Below are 20,422 nucleotides of genomic sequence, written 5' to 3'. Positions count from 1 at the left end.
GATGCGGGGTGGAACCACGGTGCGGAGGGGTGGAATCTTGGGCGAGATCGTTCTGGCCGATGTGCGGACCGGAGTCGAGCAGGAGATGGTGATCGAGTGGGCCCGGCGGGAACACCCGGGCGTGGACGTTCGCACCCTCGAGACAGTCGATATCGCAGGACTGGACCCGGCGACGGTGTTGATCCCGGCGCGGGTGGTGTGGCTGCCGCCGGTACGACGGGGCGAGCGCAAGGTGGCCCTCGCCGATGCGATCGTTCTGTCGAATCCCCGTCGGCCCCCGGAGTTTCGGCAGCAGGCGATTCGCAAGATGGGCCCGGACCGAGTCCGCGTCGTCCAAGGCGTGGCCGCGTCGGTCGCCGAACTCGGCGAGCGATATGAGGAACAGCAGGCGGTCGGGGAGTCGTTCGCGGCGTTCGTCGGGATGCGCGCCTCCCTGTCCGCGGAGCGCGCGGAACTGGAACTGGTCGGTACCCGCTACAAGGTGCCCCGCTTGGTCGCCGAGCAGATCAGTTCGTCGGCTCGTTTCCAGACCGCAGCCGCCGAGTTGGCCGCGACGCTCGGTCGGACCGCGACGTCGGTGGCGCAGGAGGCCACCGATAAGATGGGGACCTTCGTCGCCACCCAGAGCCGACTGGTGCAGGACTTGTTCACCTCGGCGTTCAGCGGGCTGTACGAGCGCGCGTGGTCGGTGTCGGCAGACCTCGACACGCTCGGCCGTCTGCGCGCACTGAACAAAGAGAGTTCGCTGGTCTTTCTGCCGTCGCACCGCTCGTACGTCGACTCGTTGATCCTGGCCAGCGTCCTGCATCAGCACGACTTTCCGCCCAACCTGGTCCTCGGCGGCGAGAATCTCGCATTCTGGCCGATGGGACCGATCGCGCGCCGCGCGGGCACCATCTTCATCCGGCGCAAGTTCGGGTCGGACCCGGTGTACAAGCTGGCGATGCGGTCGTATCTCTCGTTCATCGTCGAGAAGCGCTTCAATCTCGAGTGGTACATCGAGGGCGGGCGCAGTCGCACCGGCAAGCTCCGCCCGCCGATGCTCGGCCTGCTCGCGTACGTCGCTGATGCCGTGGAGGCTCTCGACGACGCCGACGTGATGGTGGTCCCGACCTCCATCGTCTACGACCAGCTCCCGGAGATCGCGGCGATGGCGCGGGAGTCGGCAGGCGGCACCAAGACGCCCGAAGACCTGAAATGGCTGCTCAAGTACGCGCGCGGGCAGCGCACGTACCGCGGCGAGGCGCGCGTTCGCTTCGGCGAGCCGTTCTCGTTGCGGCAGGCGCTCGCCGACGCAGGCAGTGGGCGCGTACGCCTGGAGAAGGTCGCGTTCAAAGTGATGGACGAGATCAATGCGGCCACCCCGATCTCGGCGACCTCGCTGGCCGGGTTCGCGTTGCTGGGCGCCGAGGACCGTGCGTACACCGCCCGCGAGATCGAGGTGATCCTGGAGCCGCTCCTGGACTACATCGCCGCACGATCGTTGCCGGGGCCGGATCCGTCGCTGTGCCGCGGTCTCGGCCTGCTCACCACACTCGGTGAACTGACCGACGCAGACGTGCTGCAGACCTTCGACGGCGGGCCCGAGCAGGTGTGGTCCATTGCGCCCGGCAACCACTCGGTCGCCGCCTACTACCGCAACGGCGCGCTGCACCACTTCGTGGACCGCGCGATCGTGGAGCTCGGCATGCTCGCCGTCTCGGACGGCGACGTCGTGGAAGGCGGCCCCGCCCCGGATGCGCAGGCCGACCCGTCCGAGGGGCTGCTGGCTCCGGCGCAGCAGGAGGCGCTCCGGATCCGTGATCTGCTGAAGTTCGAGTTCTTCTTCCCCGCGAAGAAGGAGTTTCTGCATCGTCTCGGCGCGGAGACCGATCTGATCGCACCCGGTTGGCGGACCTCCGCACCCACCCAGGAGTGGGTGCACGATGCGCTGCTGGCCGGCGCGGGCCAGCTGTTCGCCCGTCGAACACTGCAGACCTTCTTCGACGCACAGTTCGTCGTCGCACGACGTCTGGTCGCGTTGGGCGCGCAGGAACGGGACAAGGAATCGATCCTGGCGGACTGCCTGGGCCTGGGGCAGCAGTTGTCGTTGCAGGGCGAGGTGCAGAGCAAGGACTCGGTCTCGCGCGAACTGTACGACGCCGCCTACCAGCTCGCAGACAACCGCGGTGCGGTCAGCGGAACGTCGTTCGACGAGGTGGCGACGGCCCGTCGCGTCTGGCTCACCGAGGTCGAGACGATGCGTGCGCGGCTGGTGCGACTCGCCGCGATCGAAGCCGAGCAAGCAGCCCTGACACTCGAGAAGGAGTCCCAGCAGTGAGCGCATTGGCCGATCGGCTACGCCAGATCGCCGCGGCACCCGAAGGAAAACAGGTGTGCGCGTTCTTCGACTACGACGGGACGCTGCTGGAGGGCTTCTCGGCGACCGCCATTCTGCGTGCGCGACTGCGCAGCATGGAGTTCACCGCGGGCGAGTTGCTCGACGTGCTGATGATCGGGCTGCGCGGGTGCTCGTCCGAGCAGGACTACGCGGAGGTCCTCGAGGCCACCAAGCCCGCCTTCACCGGCAAGACGTATGCCGAGCTGCTCGCGATGGGGGAGAAGCTGTTCAAGGAGGACACCGCCGCCAAGCTTCGGCCGCAGATGTGGCAGGTGATCCGTGCACATCGCGCCAAGGGGCATCGGATCGTGATCGCGTCGTCGGCCACTCGGTTCCAGATCGAGCCGATCGCCAAACAGATCGACGCCGATCACGCGCTCGCCACCGATGTGGAGGTGGTCGACGGCATCGTGACCGGACGGATTCTGGGACGCCCGCTGTGGGGGCCGGGCAAGGCCGCCGCGGTGCGACGCCTCGCCAAGGAGTACGACCTCGATCTGGCGTCGTCGTTCGCCTACAGCGACGGGAACGAGGACGTGCCGTACCTCGAGTCGGTGGGCCATCCCGCTGCGGTGTCGCCGCAGCGCGGGCTGCGGGCGGTGGCCGAGAGTCGCGGCTGGCCGATTCTGGACCTGCACAATCCGACCTACAACACGCTCGGCATGATGGCGCGGACCAGCGCCTTCTACGGATCGTTCCTCAGCGGTGCGGCAGTGGGCTTCGCCAAGGGGCTGATCAGCGAGGACGGCACCGACGCCATGCAGGGGGCGGTCTCGGCGGGTATCGACACCGGGTTCGCGCTGGCCGGCGTCCGCGTCGAAGTGCTCGACGGCGGCGAGTATCTGACGTCGGCGCGGCCCTGCGTGTTCCTGTTCAACCATCAGTCGAAGCTCGATCTGCCGGTGATGATTCACCTCATCCGGCAGCAGGCCACCGGGGTCGCGAAGAAGGAGATCCGGGATCTGCCGCTGTTCGGCAAGATCCTGCAGGTCGGCGGAGTCGCGTTCATCGACCGAGCCGACGCCGGCCGCGCCATCGAACAACTGGAGCCGGTGGTGAACAAGATCGAGGAGGAGGGATTCTCACTCGTCGTCGCACCGGAAGGCACCCGTTCCGCGACGCCCCGCATCGGAGCCTTCAAGAAGGGGCCGTTCCACATCGCGATGCGCGCCGGCGTCCCGATCGTGCCGGTGGTCCTGCGCAATGCGGGTGAATTGATGTGGCGCGGTGCGCAATTGATCAAGCCGGGCACCGTGGAAGTGCGCGTGCTGCCGCCGGTCGACACGTCGTCGTGGGTGCCGGAGAAGGCGGGCGAGTACGCCGAAGAGGTGCGTCAGCAGTACCTGGACGCGCTGGCGGACTGGCCGGTCACCGCCTTCGACGACGGGCGGATGACCAGAACGATGGGAGTCTTCGAATGGCAGGAGCGTGGGCGTGACTGAATCGGGTGCAGCGAACGGTGCGGACCAGCCGTTGGACTGGGGCACCGAACCGGAGATGAGCGCCGTCGACACCGTGATGTGGCGCGGCGACACCGACCGCCGACTGCGGTCGACCATCTCGGTGGTCGAGGTCTACGACAGCGAGCCGGATTGGGACCGGCTCGTCGCCGCGCACGACTGGGGCAGCCGAATGGCGCCGCGGTTCCGGCAGCGGGTGATCGAATCGCCGTTGCACACCGGCACGCCCAGTTGGGAAGTGGATCCCGACTTCGACCTGCACTATCACCTGCGGCGCGTCCGGGTGCCCGGCGACGGCAGCATGCGCGACCTGTTCACCCTGTGCGAGCAGTTGGCGATGACGCCGCTCGACTCGGCGCGGCCACCGTGGGAGGGATACCTCATCGACGGTCTCGCCAACGGCAAGACCGCCTACCTCCTCAAGGGGCACCACGCCCTCACCGATGGTCTCGGCGCGATTCGGGTGTTGGCGCAACTGCATTCGACGACGCGCGATCCGATTCCCGGGAAGCCGCAGCCGGCGGCGCCGTTGCCGCGCCAGCTGTCGGGCTTCGACGTCCTGACCCGTCAGATCGGGGAGGAGGTGCGTCGGATCCCGCGAATGGCCGGGATGGCGGTCGACGGGGTGCTCGCCCTGACCGACCCCAAGAAGGCGCTGAGCCGGGTGCTTCGGTACGGCCGCTCGGTGCCGCGCGTCGCGGGCATGATCAGTCCGCCCGGGTCGCCGCTGCTCGCCGGTCGCAGCGTCTCGTGGCGGTTCAGCGCGTTCGAAGTCCCGTTCGACGCCGTCCACGCGGCGGCCAAGGCGACGGGCGCGTCGGTCAACGACGTCTACCTCGGCGGGCTGATCGGCGGCTTCCGCAAGTACCACGATGCGATGGGCGCCTCCGTGGAATCGATCCCCGTCGCGATTCCGATCTCAGTGCGCAAGCCCGACGATCCCGCGGGCGGCAATCGGATCGCCGTCGGGCGCCTGGCGGGCCCGGTCGGGATCGACGATCCGTTCGAGCGGGTCCTCACCATCCGCGAGCAGGTGCGCGCCGCGCGGTCCGAACCCGCCGTGGACGTCCTCAACGCGATCGGCCCGGTCCTGGCGTGGCTGCCGGGCTCGGTTCTCACCCAGTTCAGCGGAACCACATCGCAGAACGACCTGCAGGCCAGTAACGTGCCCGGCATTCCGTGGGAGACCTTCGTCGCGGGAGCGAAAGTGGAGCGGATGTACCCGTTCGGGCCGCTGCCGGGTTGTGCGGTGATGGCGACCATGATCACGCACAACGGAACCGCGTGCTTGGGCGTCAACCTCGATGCTGCCGCCGTCACCGACCCGGAGCTGTTCGCCGACTGCCTCGTCAACGGGTTCAACGAGGTGCTGGATCTGGCTGACGGTGAGGTCACCGGCAGGCTGATCCGGGTGGTCGACTGACAGCGCTGCGACCGATCGCAGGCAGTCGCGGGTTCGCTGACCGGTTCGCGCGCGCGAACCGGTAGGTTCGTCACCGTGGTTGACTTCGCATATGTCATCGCCGGATCCGAAGCGACCGGGGGTGCTGGAATCCAGACGGACCTGAAGACCTTTCAGGAACTCGGCGCCTTCGGGCTCGGCACCATCACCTGCATCGTGTCGTTCGATCCGAACCACGGGTGGAACCATCGGTTCGTGCCGGTGGATCCGCAGGTGATCGCCGACCAGATCGAGGCCGCGACCTCGGCGTACCGACTCGACGTCGTCAAGATCGGCATGCTCGGCACCCCCGCGACCATCGACGTCGTGGCCGATGCGCTCAAGCAGCAGTCGTGGCGGCACGTGGTCCTGGATCCGGTGTTGATCTGCAAGGGGCAGGAGCCGGGCGCCGCGCTCGACACCGACACCGCGCTGCGCGCGCAGGTGCTGCCGCAGGCGACGGTCGTGACGCCGAATCTGTTCGAGGCCACCACGCTGTCCGGCATGGCGGCGATCGAGACGGTCGACGACCTCGTCGAGGCGGCCCGCCGCATCCACGATCTCGGTCCGCAGTACGTCCTGGCCAAGGGCGGCGTGGAACTCCCCGGCGACGACGCCGTCGATGTTCTCTACGACGGCGCCGACGTCACCGTCCTGCGGACGCCGAAGATCGGGTCCGAGCGCGTCTCCGGCGCCGGGTGCACCCTCGCGGCCGCGGTGACGGCCGAGTTGGCGAAGGGGGCATCAGTAGCCGATGCCGCCGCGCGAGCGAAAGACTTCACTGCCGCCGCCATCGCAGCGCGAGTGACGGGCAATCTGCCGTTCGCGGCGGTGCGCCAGGGCTGAGCTGCGGTTGACGCGCAGCGGTGCGGCCGGCTCGAGGCAGTTCGGCACCGCAACGCAAAACGGCACTCGCGAGGTGGTGCCCCGCGAGTGCCGCTCGCTTGTGTGTCTGACCGATACTGGCGATCCCGGGATGGTGGGATCGCCCGTGACAAGGTGAGGTCTGGTCAGACGTCTCCGCGGCGCAGCATGCGGCCGAGGGGAGTCGTGAAATCGATCTTCTGGCCGCGCAGCCAGGTTCCCTGGACCACGCCGGCGAGGGCGCGGCCGTCGTAGGGGCTGATCGGGTTCTTGTGGTGGAGCTGGTGCACGTCGATGACCTGCGCCGAGTCGGGTTCGAAGATCGAGAAGTCGGCGTCGTAGCCGAGGGCGATGCGCCCCTTGTGGGTCAGTCCGGCGAGCTCGGCAGGCTTGGCCGACATCCACTGCATCACCTGCGGGAGGTCGATGCCGCGACGCTTGGCCTCGGTCCAGATCAACGACAGTCCCAGCTGCAGCGAGGCGACGCCGCCCCACGCGACGCCGAAGTCGCCGTTCTCGACGTCTTTGAGGTCGACGGTCGACGGCGAGTGGTCGGAGACGATGCAGTCGATGGTGCCGTCGAGCAGACCCTGCCAGAGCAGCTCGCGGTTCGACGCCTCGCGGATCGGCGGGCAGCACTTGAAGGCGGTCGCGCCGTTCGGGATCTCCTCGGCCAGCAGCGTCAGGTAGTGCGGGCAGGTCTCGACGGTGATCTTGACGCCGTCGCGCCGTGCGGTGGCGATCATCGGCAGCGCGTCGGACGACGACAGGTGCAGGATGTGGGCGCGGGCACCGGTCCAGCGGGCGCGCTCGATCACCTCGGCGACGGCGACGTTCTCGGCGCCGCGCGGGCGTGAGGCGAGGAAGTTGGCGTACTGATTGCCTTCGGCGGTGGGCGCATGGTCGATCGCACGCGAGTCCTCGGCATGCACGATCATCAACGAGTCGAACTTCGCGAGCTCGGCCATGTCGGCTTCCATCTCGTCCGCGGTCAGGTGCGGGAACTCGTCGACGCCCGAGTGGAGGAGGAAGCACTTGAAGCCGAAGACGCCTTCGTCGTGGAGACCGCGGAGGTCGTCCTCGTTGCCGGGGACGGCGCCACCCCAGAACCCGACGTCGATGTGCGTCTTGCCCTTTGCGGCGGCGCGCTTGATGTTGAGGGCTTCGACGGTGACCGTCGACGGGATCGAGTTGAGCGGCATGTCGATCAGCGTGGTGACGCCGCCCGCGGCGGCGGCCTTGGTAGCCGACTCGAAGCCCTCCCACTCGGTGCGACCGGGCTCGTTGACGTGCACGTGGGTGTCGACCAGGCCGGGGATCATCACCTGGTGCGGCTCGAGTTCGATGATCTCGGCGCCCTGCAGTCCGCTGCCCAGCGGCTCGATGGCGGTGACGCGGCCGTCGCGGATGCCGATCTCACGGGCGACGATGCCTGCGGTGGTCAGCATCTGCTCGCCGCGGAGCACGAGGTCGAAGGGGGCCGTCGCGGCGGCGTCGGACGGTGCTGCTGCGGCGGTGTCGTTCTCGGTGCTCTCCGGGACATTGCTCATGTGCGGTGGCTCCTCGGGCGGGATGATCGGAAGGGGTTTGGTACGACGATACCCCAGGGTAATTCCTCATAGTGGAATTTGGAATCTGTTTTGTGGAATCTGGCGGCCATCGGTCGGGGTTCTCGGTGGTGATCGACGGTGTTGTGAGGGTGTCGAGTTATGCGGAGTTGTCCGGTAGGGGTTGACATGTGACCGGCGGGTAGGCGTAAATAATCACACCCACGGAATAATAATTCCGCATAGTGGAATGGCGCGGTTGGCGGCAAGGTCCTCCGCGACGACGTGAAAGCCCTACTATGACCACCGAATCCTCCGGAGTAATCGAGGACGCCCGGCCCGCCGGTCCTGCTTCGTCGCCCACCACCGCCGGAACCGAGCAGTTGCCGGACGGCGTGAGCCCCGCGCTGTACAACGGCGATCTCGCCCCCACCAAGCGCGAAGGTCGCCGGTGGCATTCGTACAACATCTTCACGCTGTGGGCGAACGACGTCCACAGCCTCGGCAACTACGCTTTCGCGATCGGTCTGTTCGCCCTCGGACTCGGCGGCTGGCAGATCCTGGTCGCGCTCGGCCTCGGCGGCGTCTTCCTGTTCCTGCTGCTCAACCTGTCCGGATTCATGGGCGAGAAGACCGGCGTGCCGTTCCCGGTCATGAGCCGCATCTCGTTCGGCATTCGCGGTGCGCAGGTCCCCGCCCTGGTCCGCGGCGCCGTCGCCATCGCGTGGTTCGGCATCCAGACCTACCTCGCCTCGGTGGTGCTCCGCATCATGATCGTCGCGCTGATCCCGTCGTCGGCGAGTTGGGACACCAACAACGTCCTCGGCCTCTCGACGCTCGGCTGGATCTCGTTCGTGACGCTGTGGATCGTCCAGGTGATCATCGTCAGCTACGGCATGGAGATGATCCGCAAGTATGAGGCCTTCGCCGGTCCCATCATTCTCATCACCATGGTGGCGTTGGCGGTGTGGATGCTCAGCGAGGCGGACTGGACCATCGCGTGGAGCACCCCGGACACCGTGTCGGGCGGCGAGATGTGGGCCAAGATCATCGGCGGCGCCAGCCTCTGGGTCGCGATCTACGGCACCTTCGTCCTCAACTTCTGCGACTTCACGCGCAATGCGAAGTCCAAGGGATCGATCGTGCGCGGCAACTTCTTCGGCATCCCGCTGAACATGCTGCTCTTCGGCGGCATCGTCATCGTCCTCGCCGGTGCGCAGTTCCGGGTCGACGGCCGCATCATCGAGTCGCCGTCCGACATCGTCGAGACCGTCCCGAACACGTTGCTGCTGGTCCTGGCCTGCCTCGCCCTGCTGATCCTCACCGTCGCGGTCAACATGATGGCGAACTTCGTCGCGCCGATCTACGCCCTGTGCAATCTGTTCCCGAAGAAGCTCAACTTCCGTCGCTCGGCCCTGGTGTCAGCGGTCATCGGTCTGGTCATCCTGCCGTGGAACCTCTACAACACGCCCGCGGTGATCACCTACTTCCTCGGCGGTCTCGGCGCGCTGCTCGGCCCGCTGTTCGGCATCGTGATGGCCGACTACTGGATCACCCGTCGGCAGAAGATCAACGTTCCGGCGCTGTTCACCGAGAGCCCGGACGGCGAGTACTTCTACCAGAACGGCGTCAACCTGCGAGCCGTCGCGGCGTTCGTGCCGACCGCCGGTGCCGCGCTCCTGATGGCTTTCGTGCCTGCCTTCGGCGTGGTCGCCGAGTACTCGTGGTTCATCGGCGCGGGCCTGGGCGCCGTCGTCTACCTGCTGGTGGCCGACCGCCACCGTCAGTTCAACGACGTCTCGGGCGAGGCCATCGCCGTCGTCAGCACGCACTGATCTCGCCCGTTCATCTCAAGACACCCCAGGAAGGGGAGGGACCCATGCGGATTCTCGTCGCCAATGTCAACACCACTGCGTCGATGACCGACGCGATCGCCGAGTCGGCGCGCTCGGCGGCCTCGCCGGGTACGGAGATCGTCGGCATCACCCCGCGATTCGGCGCCGACTCGTGCGAGGGCAACTTCGAGAGCTACCTTGCGGCGATCGCCGTCATGGACGCGATCACCTCGTACGACGGCGAGTTCGACGCGGTGATTCAGGCCGGTTACGGCGAGCACGGACGCGAGGGGTTGCAGGAGCTCCTGGACGTGCCGGTCGTCGACATCACCGAGGCGGCAGCGTCCACGGCGATGTACCTCGGCCACAAGTACTCGGTGGTCACCACGCTGGATCGCACCGTCCCGCTGATCGAGGACCGGTTGAAACTCGCCGGGCTGGATTCGCGTTGCGCGTCCGTGCGCGCGTCGGGCCTGGGTGTGCTGGAACTGGAATCCGACCCCGAGCGTGCGGTGGAGGCCATCGTCGCGCAGTCGCGCGAGGCCGTCGACCGTGATCACGCCGAGGTGATCTGCCTGGGCTGCGGTGGCATGGCCGAGTTGGAGGACAAGGTGAAGGCCGCGACCGGGGTGCCGATCGTCGACGGCGTGCGCGCCGCCGTCACTGTGGCGGAGGGGCTGGTGCGGATGGGACTGTCGACGTCGAAGGTTCGCACGTATGCGACGCCGCGTCAGAAGAAGGTCATCGGCTGGCCCTTCCAGTTCTGACCCGATCTTCCCCGCCGATGCCGGACACCACCTCCCAGGTGCCCGGTATCGGTCGTCTTCGTCGCCGAGCGATCGACACCCGCCCGCGGACGTGGAAACCGCCCGACGCGCGGTCGGGGAGGCGCGCGCCGGGCGGAGCTTGAGGAGCGGAGATCAGAGCATGATCTGGCGGTTGACGTCCTTGTAGAGCAGGTAGCGGAAGTTCGACGGACCGCCCGCGTAGCAGGCCTGCGGGCAGAAGGCGCGCAGCGAGAGGTAGTCGCCCTCCTGGACCTCCACCCAGTCGCCGTTGAGGTGGTAGACGGCCTTGCCCTCGAGCATCAGCAAGCCGTGTTCCATCACGTGGGTCTCGGCGAACGGAATGCTGGCGCCCGGCTCAAAGGTGACGACGTTGACGTGCATGTCGTAGGCGAGGTCCTGCGGGTCGAGCATGCGGGTGGTGCGCCATGCCCCGTTGGTGTCGGGCATCGCGTTCGGCTCGATCTCCTGCTCGTTTCCGAACTTGACCGACGGCGTGTGGCCCTCGATGGCTTCGTATCGCTTGCGGATCCACACGAAACTGACGTCCGCGTCGCCGTCGTTGCGAGCCGACCAGATGGTGCCCGCCGGGAGGTACGCGAAGCCGCCTTCGGTGAGGGTCTGGGTCTGGCCGTCGGCCGCGACCGTCAGCGCACCGGAGGTGACGAAGAGGAAGCCCTCCACCTCGGCCTGCGGTTCGGGGCGCTCCGCGCCGCCGCCCGGCTTCACTTCCATGATCGCCTGGAAGAAGGTGGTGGCTCCGCCGGCGACGGGCCGGTTGATGATCCAGCCGCGGGTGTCGGTCCACTCGGGGAACACCGAGGTCACGATGTCGGAGAAGACGCCGCGCGGGATGACGGTGTACGCCTCGGTGACGATGGCGCGGTCGGTCAGCAGGTCGGTCTGCGGCGGCAGGCCGCCTCGGGGCGTGTAGTACGTCGCCTTCTGCGGTGCGGTCATTGGTTCTCCTTTGTGGGGCTGGGCAGGTCTCATGGGCGAGAACCCCGTGGTTAGCGGGTTCCGGGGCCGAGTCAGACGAGTGGGCTGGTCTGGCGGCCGAACGCGACGTCGCGGACGGTCTGGATCGGCAGATCGGTGGCGGCTTCGACGTCCGCGGTAGGCAATGCGCCGCAGACGGCGCCGCGGTTGATGAATCCGGCCAGGGCCTTCGCGGTCGCGGGCTCGTCCATGATCGCCGAGTCGACGCGGTGCATGTAGTTGCGCAGTCGAGTGGCGGCGGGAGCGAAGCCGTCGCGGTAGAAGGCGTAGGTCGCGAGGAAGCGGGTCACCAGCTGCGCCGGATGCATGTCCCAGCCCTGGTAGATGCCGCGTTCCAGGTGTCGTCGCACCAGTCGGGCGTGCAGCTGCCAGGCGGGTTCCACGTTGTCGCCGATCGGCAGAATGTTGGTGGAGCCGTCGGACATGTGGACGCCGGTTCCCGCGACGGCGAGCTGCATGACGTTCTTGGCGTGGTCGGCGGCGGGATGTTCCATGGACTGGTAGGCGGCGGCGATGCCGAGCGACGCGGAGTAGTCGTAGGTGCCGTAGTGCAGGGAGGTGACGCGGCCGTCGCCTGCGTGGATCAACCGCGCGACCGGCGCGGTGCCGTCGGCGGCGAGAATCGCCTGCGGCGTCTCGACCTGGACCTCGAAGCCGATGCGACCGGCAGGCAGGTCGTGGATCCGTTCCAGGGCTGCGGCGACCTCGACCATCGTCTCGACCTGTGCCACCGAGGTGACTTTCGGCAGCGTCAGCGTGAGACCGTCCGGCAGCGTCCCACCGTCCAGGAGGCCGCCGATGAACCCGTCGAGCGTGCGGAGGCCGCGACGGCGGACCGGGGCTTCGAAGCACTTGAAGCGGATGCCGATGAACGGCGGTACGATGCCTGCCGCCACGGCCGAACGAACCGCGGCGGACGCAGCGTGGACGTGCGCGTCCTCGACGTCGTCTCCTCGGTTGCCGTATCCGTCCTCGAAATCGAGGCGCAGGTCCTCGATGGGTTCGGCGGTCAGTTTGGCGGCGACGAGCTCGGCGAGTCGCTCGGGTGCGGAATCGGGGGAGCCGCCCAGGCCGACGAGAGCGGCGACGGCGTCGAGACCGCCTGCCTCGCGTGCGGTCTCGAGTGCGGTGGCGCCCCACTGCTGGGGGAGGTCGGGGGTGTAGCGGTCGGCGGAGACGTAGACGGTGTGGATCGGTTGGCGGCGGCCGTCGTCGCCGGGGTAGCGGCGCGCGAGCGCGGCATCGGCGTCGGCGAGCTGTTCGTCGACGTGTGCCAGGAAGCTCTCGTCGAGGTGGCCGCTGATCATGAATCCTCCCGGTGGTCTGTCGATTTGCGGAATTATAATTCCGCATCGTGGAGTTTACGAGAAGATCGTCGTCGACACAAGGATTCTTGCGCAGTGGTGACGCTGTTGATTCCGCATTGTGGAAGATAGGCTCGAAGGAGTCGTCGGAGGAGATGGAATGCCTGGAAGCACTCGTGGGTCGAACGCCGGTGGTGGCGTGCAGTCGGTCGAGCGCGCTTTCGAGTTGATGGAACTCATCGGCCGGGCGGGCGGTGAGTGCTCGCTGACTCACTTGGCGACCGAGTCGCCGCTGCCGCCGCCGACCATCCATCGGTTGCTGCGCACCCTGGTCGGGATCGGGTACGTCCGCCAACTGCCGAACAAGAGGTACGCGCTCGGGCCTCGGTTGATCCGGCTGGGCGAGGTCGCCAATCGCCAATTGGGTGCGGTCGCCGGGCCGGTGCTCGAGTCGCTGGTCGCCGAACTGTCGGAGACGGCCAGTCTCGCCGTCCTGGACGGCGACATGGCCATCTACACCGCGCAGGTGCCGTCGCCGCACACCATGCGGACCAACAATGAGGTCGGTAGGCGAGTCAACCTGCACAATTCGGGTGTGGGCAAGGCCGTGCTGTCGGAGCTCGACGACGCTCGGATCGTGAAACTCGTTTCGCAGGCCGGGTTTCCTGCGACCACTGAACACAGCGTGACGTCGTTGTCGGGTGCGTTCGCCGAAGTGGAGAAGGTGCGGGCCAACGGCTACGCGGTGGATGATCAGGAGCAGGAGATCGGCGTGCGGTGCGTCGCCATGGCGATCCCCGGTGCTCCGACGCCGATGGCCGTCGGGATCTCCGGTCCTACCTCACGCATGACTGAAGACGTGTTGCAACGCGCGGTCGTGGCGTTGGGTCGGGCGACCGGCGTCATTTCGGATGCGCTGATCGGGGCGCGGGAAGCGTAGATTCGGTGGAGCGCGCTTCGTTGAGGTCTGGTTCGTTCAGGCTACTGCGCGTTCGGTGTGGCGCTGTCCGCCCGCTGCGGGCGGCCCTTCATTGAGCGGACGGAGGGTTCTCGGGGTGTTGCGGTGCCTGGAACCCTCCGTCCTCGCTGATTCTATCACTGAACGGTATCTAGTTCGTTCTGGTAATTGCGCCCAAGCTTGATCAGATCTCCATCTGTTTGGACCATTGTAGCCCTGCGAGGTCCTGGCTACGGTGGGTTGGGAAGCACCATAACGACTACTACTGACAAAACGCTCAAACATGGAGGATTCGATGGATGCACTCAGCTTGGACTCGTTGATCGCCGGCTGCACCGCGGGCGGCGCTGCCACCCTCACCTCGGTCACCGAGCTCGCGCCGGCGGAAGGCAGTCATGGCGGGATTGCGCCGGCGCGATTCGTGACGGGCCGCGACGCCGCCTATGCCTTTGAGACACGCTATGTCGACGGCGAGGCTCAAACCACGGTGATGGTTGACTCGAAAGGGTCCCAACTCAACCGGGCGGAGGAGCAGATCGCATGGGCGATCGCTGACGGGGTGGCGCCGCTCTCGCAGACCCCGCGCATCGCGGTGACGTACGGGAATGGCAACCGGGAGTATGACTACACGTTGCCGCACCGACTGTACGACGGGCACATCCGCGCGGGCAGCGTCGATGGGGTGTCAGTCACGAAGCATCCTCACTACCTCGCGGCGCGGAATGCGACGACAGCGGATGTCCGACCGATTCTGGAGCTGGCGCCGACCGCACTCGTACTCGGTGGGTGGGACTCGACGCGGAAGTCTCGGCAGGGGCGCTACCGCAGCGCGCTGACCGGAGAGATCATCGGCGTGCTCGCAGATCAGGGGCCAAATGGCACAAACGTTGCCAAACGGGGCGGTGCTCGTGTCGATCCGATTGCGGCAAGTGTGCGTCTGACGGGCCAGCAGTTGAAGGGGCTGCTCGAAGATCAACGCGACGAACTCTCGCCCAATCTGGTCAGCAAGATCGAAGGCGAGATCAAGGCATCGAAGAGCGGTAGAACGTCGGCGTCGACAATCGGTCTCGGAGCGATCCCGCCCGCCCTGAACGGTCTCGGTCTGGTCGCTTGCCGTCGGATCATCCGCTCCCACGTGTTGTCGTTCAGTGCCCTGCGCCAATTGCGGTTCGGAAGCGGTCCGCAGGGCGATGCCGCTTGCCGCGCACTTCTGGCTGCGTATGCCCTCGCTGGGCTGGCTCGCGCCGATGCGGCTCTCGACATTCGCGCCAATTGCAACCTGCGCGAGGTCGGCGAGACAGCGGTCGAGATCGACGAGCGTCACGGCCGTAGTCGATCCCTCGCCCCGTTGACGGTGGAAGCCGCGGACGGCTTGCTGTCGGACGCGATCGTCAACGCTCGGACAGCTGCCGGCATCCGGTGGGACGGGCAGGTCTTCGAGGTGACGGGCAATGACGTGATCACCACGAATGCCGATGCATCCGACGATGGCGAGGCGTGAGATGTCCGTCAGAGGCATCCGCGCTCGGTTCCCCTCCGGCGTGTATCGCGGTCACATCGGTGCCGGACAGTACGACCTCCTGCCCTCCCCGCTGCGGCTTCACGCAGCGTTGGTCAGTGCCGCAGGCGACGGCACGACGGCGCTTGTTGAAGCGGGTGCCTTGTGTAGGACGAGCGACGCGACACGAGCACTCGAATGGTTGGAGGACAATCCGCCTGAGTTCGTCGAATTGCCTGACGTCGTGGAGAACGGGCTCGGCGTAGACAAAGCTTTCGCCTACCGAGACGAGGGAGTGGTAGAGAACGTCAAGAAGTCGCCGATTCGTCGTAAGACGCCACGGACAGTCGTCGATTCGACCGCGTTGCGGGGAGCGCTCGGTTGGGGCTGGACTTCGATGCCCGACGATGTTGCGCTCGAGCTCGATTCACTGTGTGCCGATGTCCCGTGCCTTGGCGAGGGTGATTCTCCTGTGGTGTTGGAAGTCGGCGAGATTGCACCGACCCACCGGAGAAACCACGCCGCTGGTCCGTTTGATCCGGTTGCGTTGAAACTGAGTGTGCCAAGAGGTGGGCGTCTCCAGGAACTGGACGATCTGTATCGGCGTGCGAATCCTGTGAAGGCGCCGACCCAGAGTGCGGACCGGTGGACCGGTAGCGAACTGCCGACCCCGCCCGCGATCAGCCATCACCGTGCCGTTGAACTCGGGTACGAGCCCATCATTGCGTCGCCGCCTGTGTCGAGCGCGCCGTGGTCGGAAATGATCTTCTTTCCGCTGACTACGGAGATACCGCCGGAGGAGTGCTTGGGGTGGTCGGTGGCAATGCATCGCGCACTCGTCGCGGCACTGGGTGATGACGCGACACCGGTCGTGACTGGCCGGTATCAAGCGGGAGCGGTGCAGCCCGCGAATAGAGTTGCGGTTCAGGTGCTGTCGCGAGAAGTGATGGATCAGACGAACCATCCACAGCTCGGCGCGGGAATAGCAATTCTCATTCCTGGTGCGGAAGCACTGGACGGAGTGCTTCCAGCTGTGACCGCACTGCGTCGGCTGTATCGGGGCGGCGCTGGGGCGGTCAGCCTTGGGCAGCCTGTGCACCTGTCGACAATGGATTTCTGGAAGCCCGTCGAACCCGGCCACGTACGGACGTGGGCTGCACTTCCAGCGGTGGTGCCGGAAACGCGTCGTCAGAAGTCACGCGATTGGTCACTGGCGGACTCGGCATTGCTCTCCGTCGGGTTCGTCTTTAGAGATCAGCTCTCGATAGCCCCCGCGCACCGCGGCGCCGACCGATATGCCGCGATCGTCGACGCAGTCGCTGCGCGATCAGTGAAGCCATTGAACACCTCGCTGATTGCCGGCGTCGACGTCGGCAAATATGTCCACAAGGCACCGCGAGGAGTCGTCGTTCAGCCGTATCGCCTGTCGATCACTTCAGGAGATCTGATCCCACCCCAGTCATTGGTTGCGATCGGCCAAAGCCGTCACCTCGGCGGTGGGCTGCTCGTTCCCCTGGATCTCCCGGCAGCGATCGCATCAGCATGGGGAGTCAAGGAGTGACTATCTTGACTGCCAGCGCATTTCGCGACTTCATTCGTGAGGTCAACGGCTACGAGCCGTTCGCCTGGCAAGAACGGCTACTGGCTTCAGTGATCGACAATGGCCGGTGGCCGGACACCATTGCGGCTCCGACCGGAACTGGGAAATCGAACGTCGTCGATGTGCACGTCTTCGCTAATGCGCTCTTCGGTTGGGGCGAAGGTCCACGTGTCCCGCGTCGGCTATCGGTGGTCGTGAACCGACGGGCGATCGTTGACGCACACGTGGATCATGCGCAGTTGATTCAGCAGAAGTTGATGTCGGACGCCGTGCAGGGAACGCCGCGCCTCGTCGCAGATGGACTTCGTCGACTGCAGTTTCGGCCAATCGTCGAATCACCGGGGGAGAATGTCCGCGAGTCTGATCCTCCGCTTGTGGTCTCGACCATCCGCGGGGGACTCCCTACCGACTCGTCTTGGATCGACGATCCATCGGCCTGTGCGGTCATCTGTGCGACGCCGGACATGTGGGGGAGTCGTATCCTGTTCAACGGATACGGGTCGTCGCGGTATGCGAGACCACGAGAAGCTGGTCTGCTGGCGTTCGACAACGTACTTGTCGTGGATGAGGCTCACCTGAGTCAGCAACTGCTGTTTTCCGCGAAGCGGATCGGACAATTGGTTGAACCGACGAAGATCGGGGTTCCTGTTCTCCAAGTCGTCGCGACGACGGCCACGCCCGACCTCGAGGACCGGGGACAGGTGGTCAGTGTGACCGACGAAGACTTCGCTGATCCCGTCATTGCGTCGCGACTGCAGAAACCAAAACCTGTGGTGCTGCGTGCGACTGCGGACTGGCCGGGGGCACGTCGACCGTCACGTAAGTACGCCGGGATCATCGCTGGACTCGTCAGTGAGCAGGTTGAGCAACATCGTGACGCGACGGTCGGCTGCATCGTCAATTCGGTGTTCACTGCGCGTGAAGTAGGTCGCATCCTCGCCAAGGAACTCGGAGACGCCGCAGTCCTGATGTGGGTAGGACCGATGCGGCCACTCGATCTCAAGGCAGCGCGGGACGCGCATCCGGGAGCGTTCACCGTCGAAGGCGACGACGGAGTTCGCGTAATCGTGGCAACGCAAACACTCGAAGTCGGAGTAGACGTCGACTTCGCCGCGATGGTCACTGAACTTGCGCCCGGTCCGTCGTTGGTGCAGCGGGCGGGACGCGTGAATCGCCGGGGGCTGCGTGATCACGGCATGTGCGTGATCGTGGTGCCGGATTCGGAACCGACCAGCCGTACGGGGCCTTATGCTGCCGAGGAGATTTCCGCAGCCTATCGATGGGTGCAGGCGCTGGCCGCAGATTCCGATGGAATTGCTTACGTCGGACAGGTTAGAAATCCCGTCCCGGCAGGTGCTCGTTCACGACCAGTGTTGTCGAGGCTGGAGCGCGGGGACACGTTCCGGCTCGCTCATACTTCGGAGAAGACCGTCGCGGATTGCGATCTCGCGTTCTGGCTTCGCGAAGATCTGGACGATGACGCGCCGACTGTCGGAATAGTGCTGCGGGAAGGGCTGCCGGTCAGCGATATCGCGGCGCTGCAACTGGTGACGGCAACGCCCGTCACAGCAGATGAGATCTTCCCAGTCTCACTTCCAGTGGGAAGGGATGTCCTTGAGGACGTCGTACGTTCGTCTGGTGACCGCTTTGCACGGGCGATTATTGTTCGAGACGGGACTTCATCACTCGCGGACTTGTTCCATCCTGCTGTCGACATTCGGCCCGGTGATCTCTTCGTCCTCGACTCGGTTCATCCGATCGTCGATCAGGGAATGATCGTCAGCGCTGACGGAGCGCCGGCGCGCACCGTGACGCAAGGGGACGCAGTTCTAGTCCGTAGCCGGGCGCAAGGTGATGATGCTCAGTTGCGGGAACTCACCAGGATTCTCCGGAGTACGAGAGAAGCCACTCGAAGGCTGCCAGAGGCAAGCCGTGACGACATCGCAGTGGCAGAGCAAGCCGCGGCGCTCGAGTACTTGGAAGAGTTCGACCCAGTGATTCGTGCTGACCAGCAGGGGCAGTCGTTGCAAGTCATCACACCGCGGCTTCCTGACGACGAACGAGAGTTCCTCGAGTGGTTGGTAGTTCGGACCGACGACTCAATTGTCGCCGACGAAGATCACCGACAGAAATGGACCGGAAAGAAGGTCGCGCTGTCGGTCCACAGTCGGGCTGTCGCAGAGTCGTCACGTCACCTCGGCGAGCTGATCGGCTTACCGTCAACTGCGCTGGATGTTCTGCACACGGCAGGTCTATTCCATGACGATGGGAAGGCACACCCCGATTTTCAAGCGATTCTTGGACACGCAGAGGGCGAGGAAGTCCTGGCGAAGAGTGGCGACCGTACGGCTGATGAGCCCGGTCGCCGAACGCGACGCAGTTCGTTGCCTCTCGGGTGGCGACACGAGCAGTTGTCGGTCGTCGTGGCGAAAGCGAAGCTCGAGAATAGATCTCGTGATGATCGAGATCTGATTCTTCGCCTCGTCGGCACCAGCCACGGTCGTGGCCGAGATGCGTTCGTGCACCAGTCGGAACAATTGCTCGGAGGTGAGTTCGCGGACCTGTTGTCCACAGCCGTCACACTGTTCGACGAGGGCGGGTGGGACGAACTCATCACGGTGACGGACCGCACGTGGGGCGTTTGGTCGTGTGCCTATTTGGAAGCGATCGTCAGAGCCGCTGACTGCGCGGTGTCGAAGGAGGGGTCATGACTGAGTTCGTCTTCGGTGGCGGCATCGAGCACGCGCTCACGCATTTCGCGGCGTTCGGAGCGGCGTCACTACTCGAGGACTGGGGGATTAGAGATGTGCGGCTCAGGTGGTCGGACGACTCGTCGCCGCGAATGGTGCTCTTCGCGCCAGGAGCAGCGAGTTCGGAACTTCCTGAACTGGTTCTAGCGCACGCACTAGCCCACGCAGATCCTGGATCGTGGGTTCAACAACGACATGATCTCGCAGGGTCCGGCAAGACAGTTGAGATCGGATTGTTCAGCCCACGCATTGCGGCACCGGGCAGCCCACATTCGTGGATCAATCTCTATTCGGCGAGGCGATCAGCACTCGATCAATCGGTCAATCAGACGTGGCTCGACGCGATGATGCTGCAAAGTATTGGTGAACCCGCCTACTGGCAGTTTGGGGACAAGGATGCTCGATACGACGAAGGTGCGTCTCGATGGGAGATGAAGACCCGCAACCGTGGGGAAGACTTCACCCGTAATCGGCTGGCTCTGTTAGCTGCATCCGTGTCAAACCGTGCGGCAGACGAGATCGCGCGGGGACTCAACGGCGAGGCTTTGAATGATTCGAAGGCTGGGCCGGATTCCCGTACTGGGACTGGACTGGTTCCACCGGGTTCCGTTGACGACGCAGTTGCCTGGTGCGCCTTGTGGGGCATCGCGAGTTTCGCCCTCTACCCGCGTGTGCGCGGACTTGCAGTGACGCCTGCGGCAGGCCCGCACAATAGGTTTCATCCGACCGAGATGGTGTTGCCGGTTTTTACGATTCCCACGTCACCGGCGAAAGTTCGTCGTATCTTGCGATCGCAGGATCTGGCTGAAGCTGCATTCGGTGAGGAAGGTGCAAACCAATCAGGGGATCTTCGTCGACAGGCAGCGTACGACAGGCTGACGACGCAGGGAGTTCGGGCATTGGTGCGATTCCCGATCAAGAAGGCTGGAAGCAGTAGCGCACCGGAACGGCAAGTCCTCGCCGGCCGTGTGGTTCCGCTTCTCGGGCGAGGCAGATGACAC

At 65.7% G+C, this 20,422-nt stretch carries 14 protein-coding genes; 11 read left to right on the top strand and 3 right to left on the bottom strand.

The features are described 5' to 3' along the window. Positions 1-37: 37 nt before the first annotated feature. From GH2_RS14725 to thiD, 4 genes are all read left to right on the top strand, one after another. Positions 38-2,320, top strand: a complete 2,283-nt coding sequence (locus GH2_RS14725) for a glycerol-3-phosphate 1-O-acyltransferase (protein WP_157086100.1) — start codon at positions 38-40, stop codon at positions 2,318-2,320. Further along, complete coding sequence (locus GH2_RS14720; protein ID WP_066169488.1) at positions 2,317-3,822, top strand: HAD-IB family hydrolase; 1,506 nt, start codon at positions 2,317-2,319, stop codon at positions 3,820-3,822. The genes GH2_RS14725 and GH2_RS14720 overlap by 4 nt, the downstream gene beginning before the upstream one ends. A 55-nt stretch (positions 3,823-3,877) precedes the next feature. Continuing rightward, positions 3,878-5,263, top strand: a complete 1,386-nt coding sequence (locus tag GH2_RS14715; RefSeq protein WP_084247518.1) for a wax ester/triacylglycerol synthase domain-containing protein — start codon at positions 3,878-3,880, stop codon at positions 5,261-5,263. 75 nt (positions 5,264-5,338) lie between these two features. Continuing rightward, positions 5,339-6,127, top strand: coding sequence for a bifunctional hydroxymethylpyrimidine kinase/phosphomethylpyrimidine kinase (thiD, locus tag GH2_RS14710; protein WP_066169485.1), 789 nt, complete (start codon positions 5,339-5,341; stop codon positions 6,125-6,127). Between the two features lie 164 nt (positions 6,128-6,291). On the opposite strand, the gene allB is transcribed toward thiD, so the two are convergent. Then, on the bottom strand, positions 6,292-7,695 hold the full coding sequence (allB, locus tag GH2_RS14705; protein WP_239588985.1) for an allantoinase AllB: 1,404 nt from the start codon (positions 7,693-7,695) through the stop codon (positions 6,292-6,294). 296 nt (positions 7,696-7,991) lie between these two features. Here allB and GH2_RS14700 point away from each other — a divergent pair, with 296 nt between their 5' ends. After that, positions 7,992-9,527, top strand: a complete 1,536-nt coding sequence (locus GH2_RS14700) for an NCS1 family nucleobase:cation symporter-1 (protein ID WP_084247508.1) — start codon at positions 7,992-7,994, stop codon at positions 9,525-9,527. 44 nt (positions 9,528-9,571) lie between these two features. Next, positions 9,572-10,294 carry an aspartate/glutamate racemase family protein gene (locus GH2_RS14695; RefSeq protein WP_066169484.1) on the top strand — a complete coding sequence of 241 codons (723 nt, stop codon included), beginning with the start codon at positions 9,572-9,574 and terminating at the stop codon, positions 10,292-10,294. Positions 10,295-10,447: 153 nt separating this feature from the next. Here GH2_RS14695 and GH2_RS14690 read toward each other — a convergent pair whose 3' ends face one another. Together GH2_RS14690 and GH2_RS14685 are read right to left on the bottom strand one after the other, a co-directional pair. Next, entirely contained in the window at positions 10,448-11,272 is an 825-nt protein-coding gene (locus GH2_RS14690; RefSeq protein ID WP_066169482.1) for a bifunctional allantoicase/(S)-ureidoglycine aminohydrolase, read from the bottom strand. 71 nt (positions 11,273-11,343) lie between these two features. Next, a complete protein-coding gene (locus tag GH2_RS14685; protein ID WP_174545349.1) occupies positions 11,344-12,618 on the bottom strand; it encodes a DUF6986 family protein in 1,275 nt (424 codons plus the stop codon). Positions 12,619-12,775: 157 nt separating this feature from the next. Between GH2_RS14685 and GH2_RS14680 the strand changes: the two genes are divergently transcribed. The 5 genes from GH2_RS14680 (at position 12,776) to GH2_RS21635 (ending at position 20,419) form a co-directional block, all read left to right on the top strand. Then, the gene (locus tag GH2_RS14680; RefSeq protein WP_066169480.1) at positions 12,776-13,555 is read left to right on the top strand and encodes an IclR family transcriptional regulator; all 780 of its coding nucleotides are present in this window, start codon (positions 12,776-12,778) and stop codon (positions 13,553-13,555) included. 313 nt (positions 13,556-13,868) lie between these two features. After that, positions 13,869-15,074, top strand: coding sequence for a type I-G CRISPR-associated RAMP protein Csb1/Cas7g (gene cas7g / locus GH2_RS14675; protein ID WP_066169615.1), 1,206 nt, complete (start codon positions 13,869-13,871; stop codon positions 15,072-15,074). Beyond that, positions 15,049-16,632 carry a type I-G CRISPR-associated protein Csb2 gene (csb2, locus tag GH2_RS21335; protein ID WP_169802462.1) on the top strand — a complete coding sequence of 528 codons (1,584 nt, stop codon included), beginning with the start codon at positions 15,049-15,051 and terminating at the stop codon, positions 16,630-16,632. Before cas7g ends, csb2 begins: the two co-directional genes overlap by 26 nt. A 5-nt stretch (positions 16,633-16,637) precedes the next feature. Beyond that, positions 16,638-19,382: a type I-G CRISPR-associated helicase/endonuclease Cas3g gene (cas3g, locus tag GH2_RS21330; RefSeq protein ID WP_169802461.1), complete on the top strand. Its 2,745-nt coding sequence runs from the start codon at positions 16,638-16,640 to the stop codon at positions 19,380-19,382. Then, positions 19,379-20,419 carry a hypothetical protein gene (locus tag GH2_RS21635; protein ID WP_157086099.1) on the top strand — a complete coding sequence of 347 codons (1,041 nt, stop codon included), beginning with the start codon at positions 19,379-19,381 and terminating at the stop codon, positions 20,417-20,419. Before cas3g ends, GH2_RS21635 begins: the two co-directional genes overlap by 4 nt. The last annotated feature ends 3 nt before the right edge of the window (positions 20,420-20,422 follow it).

The sequence above is a fragment of the Gordonia hydrophobica NBRC 16057 genome, assembly GCF_001592365.1.
GTDB lineage: Bacteria > Actinomycetota > Actinomycetes > Mycobacteriales > Mycobacteriaceae > Gordonia > Gordonia hydrophobica.
This window is presented reverse-complemented; position numbering and strand designations above follow the sequence as displayed.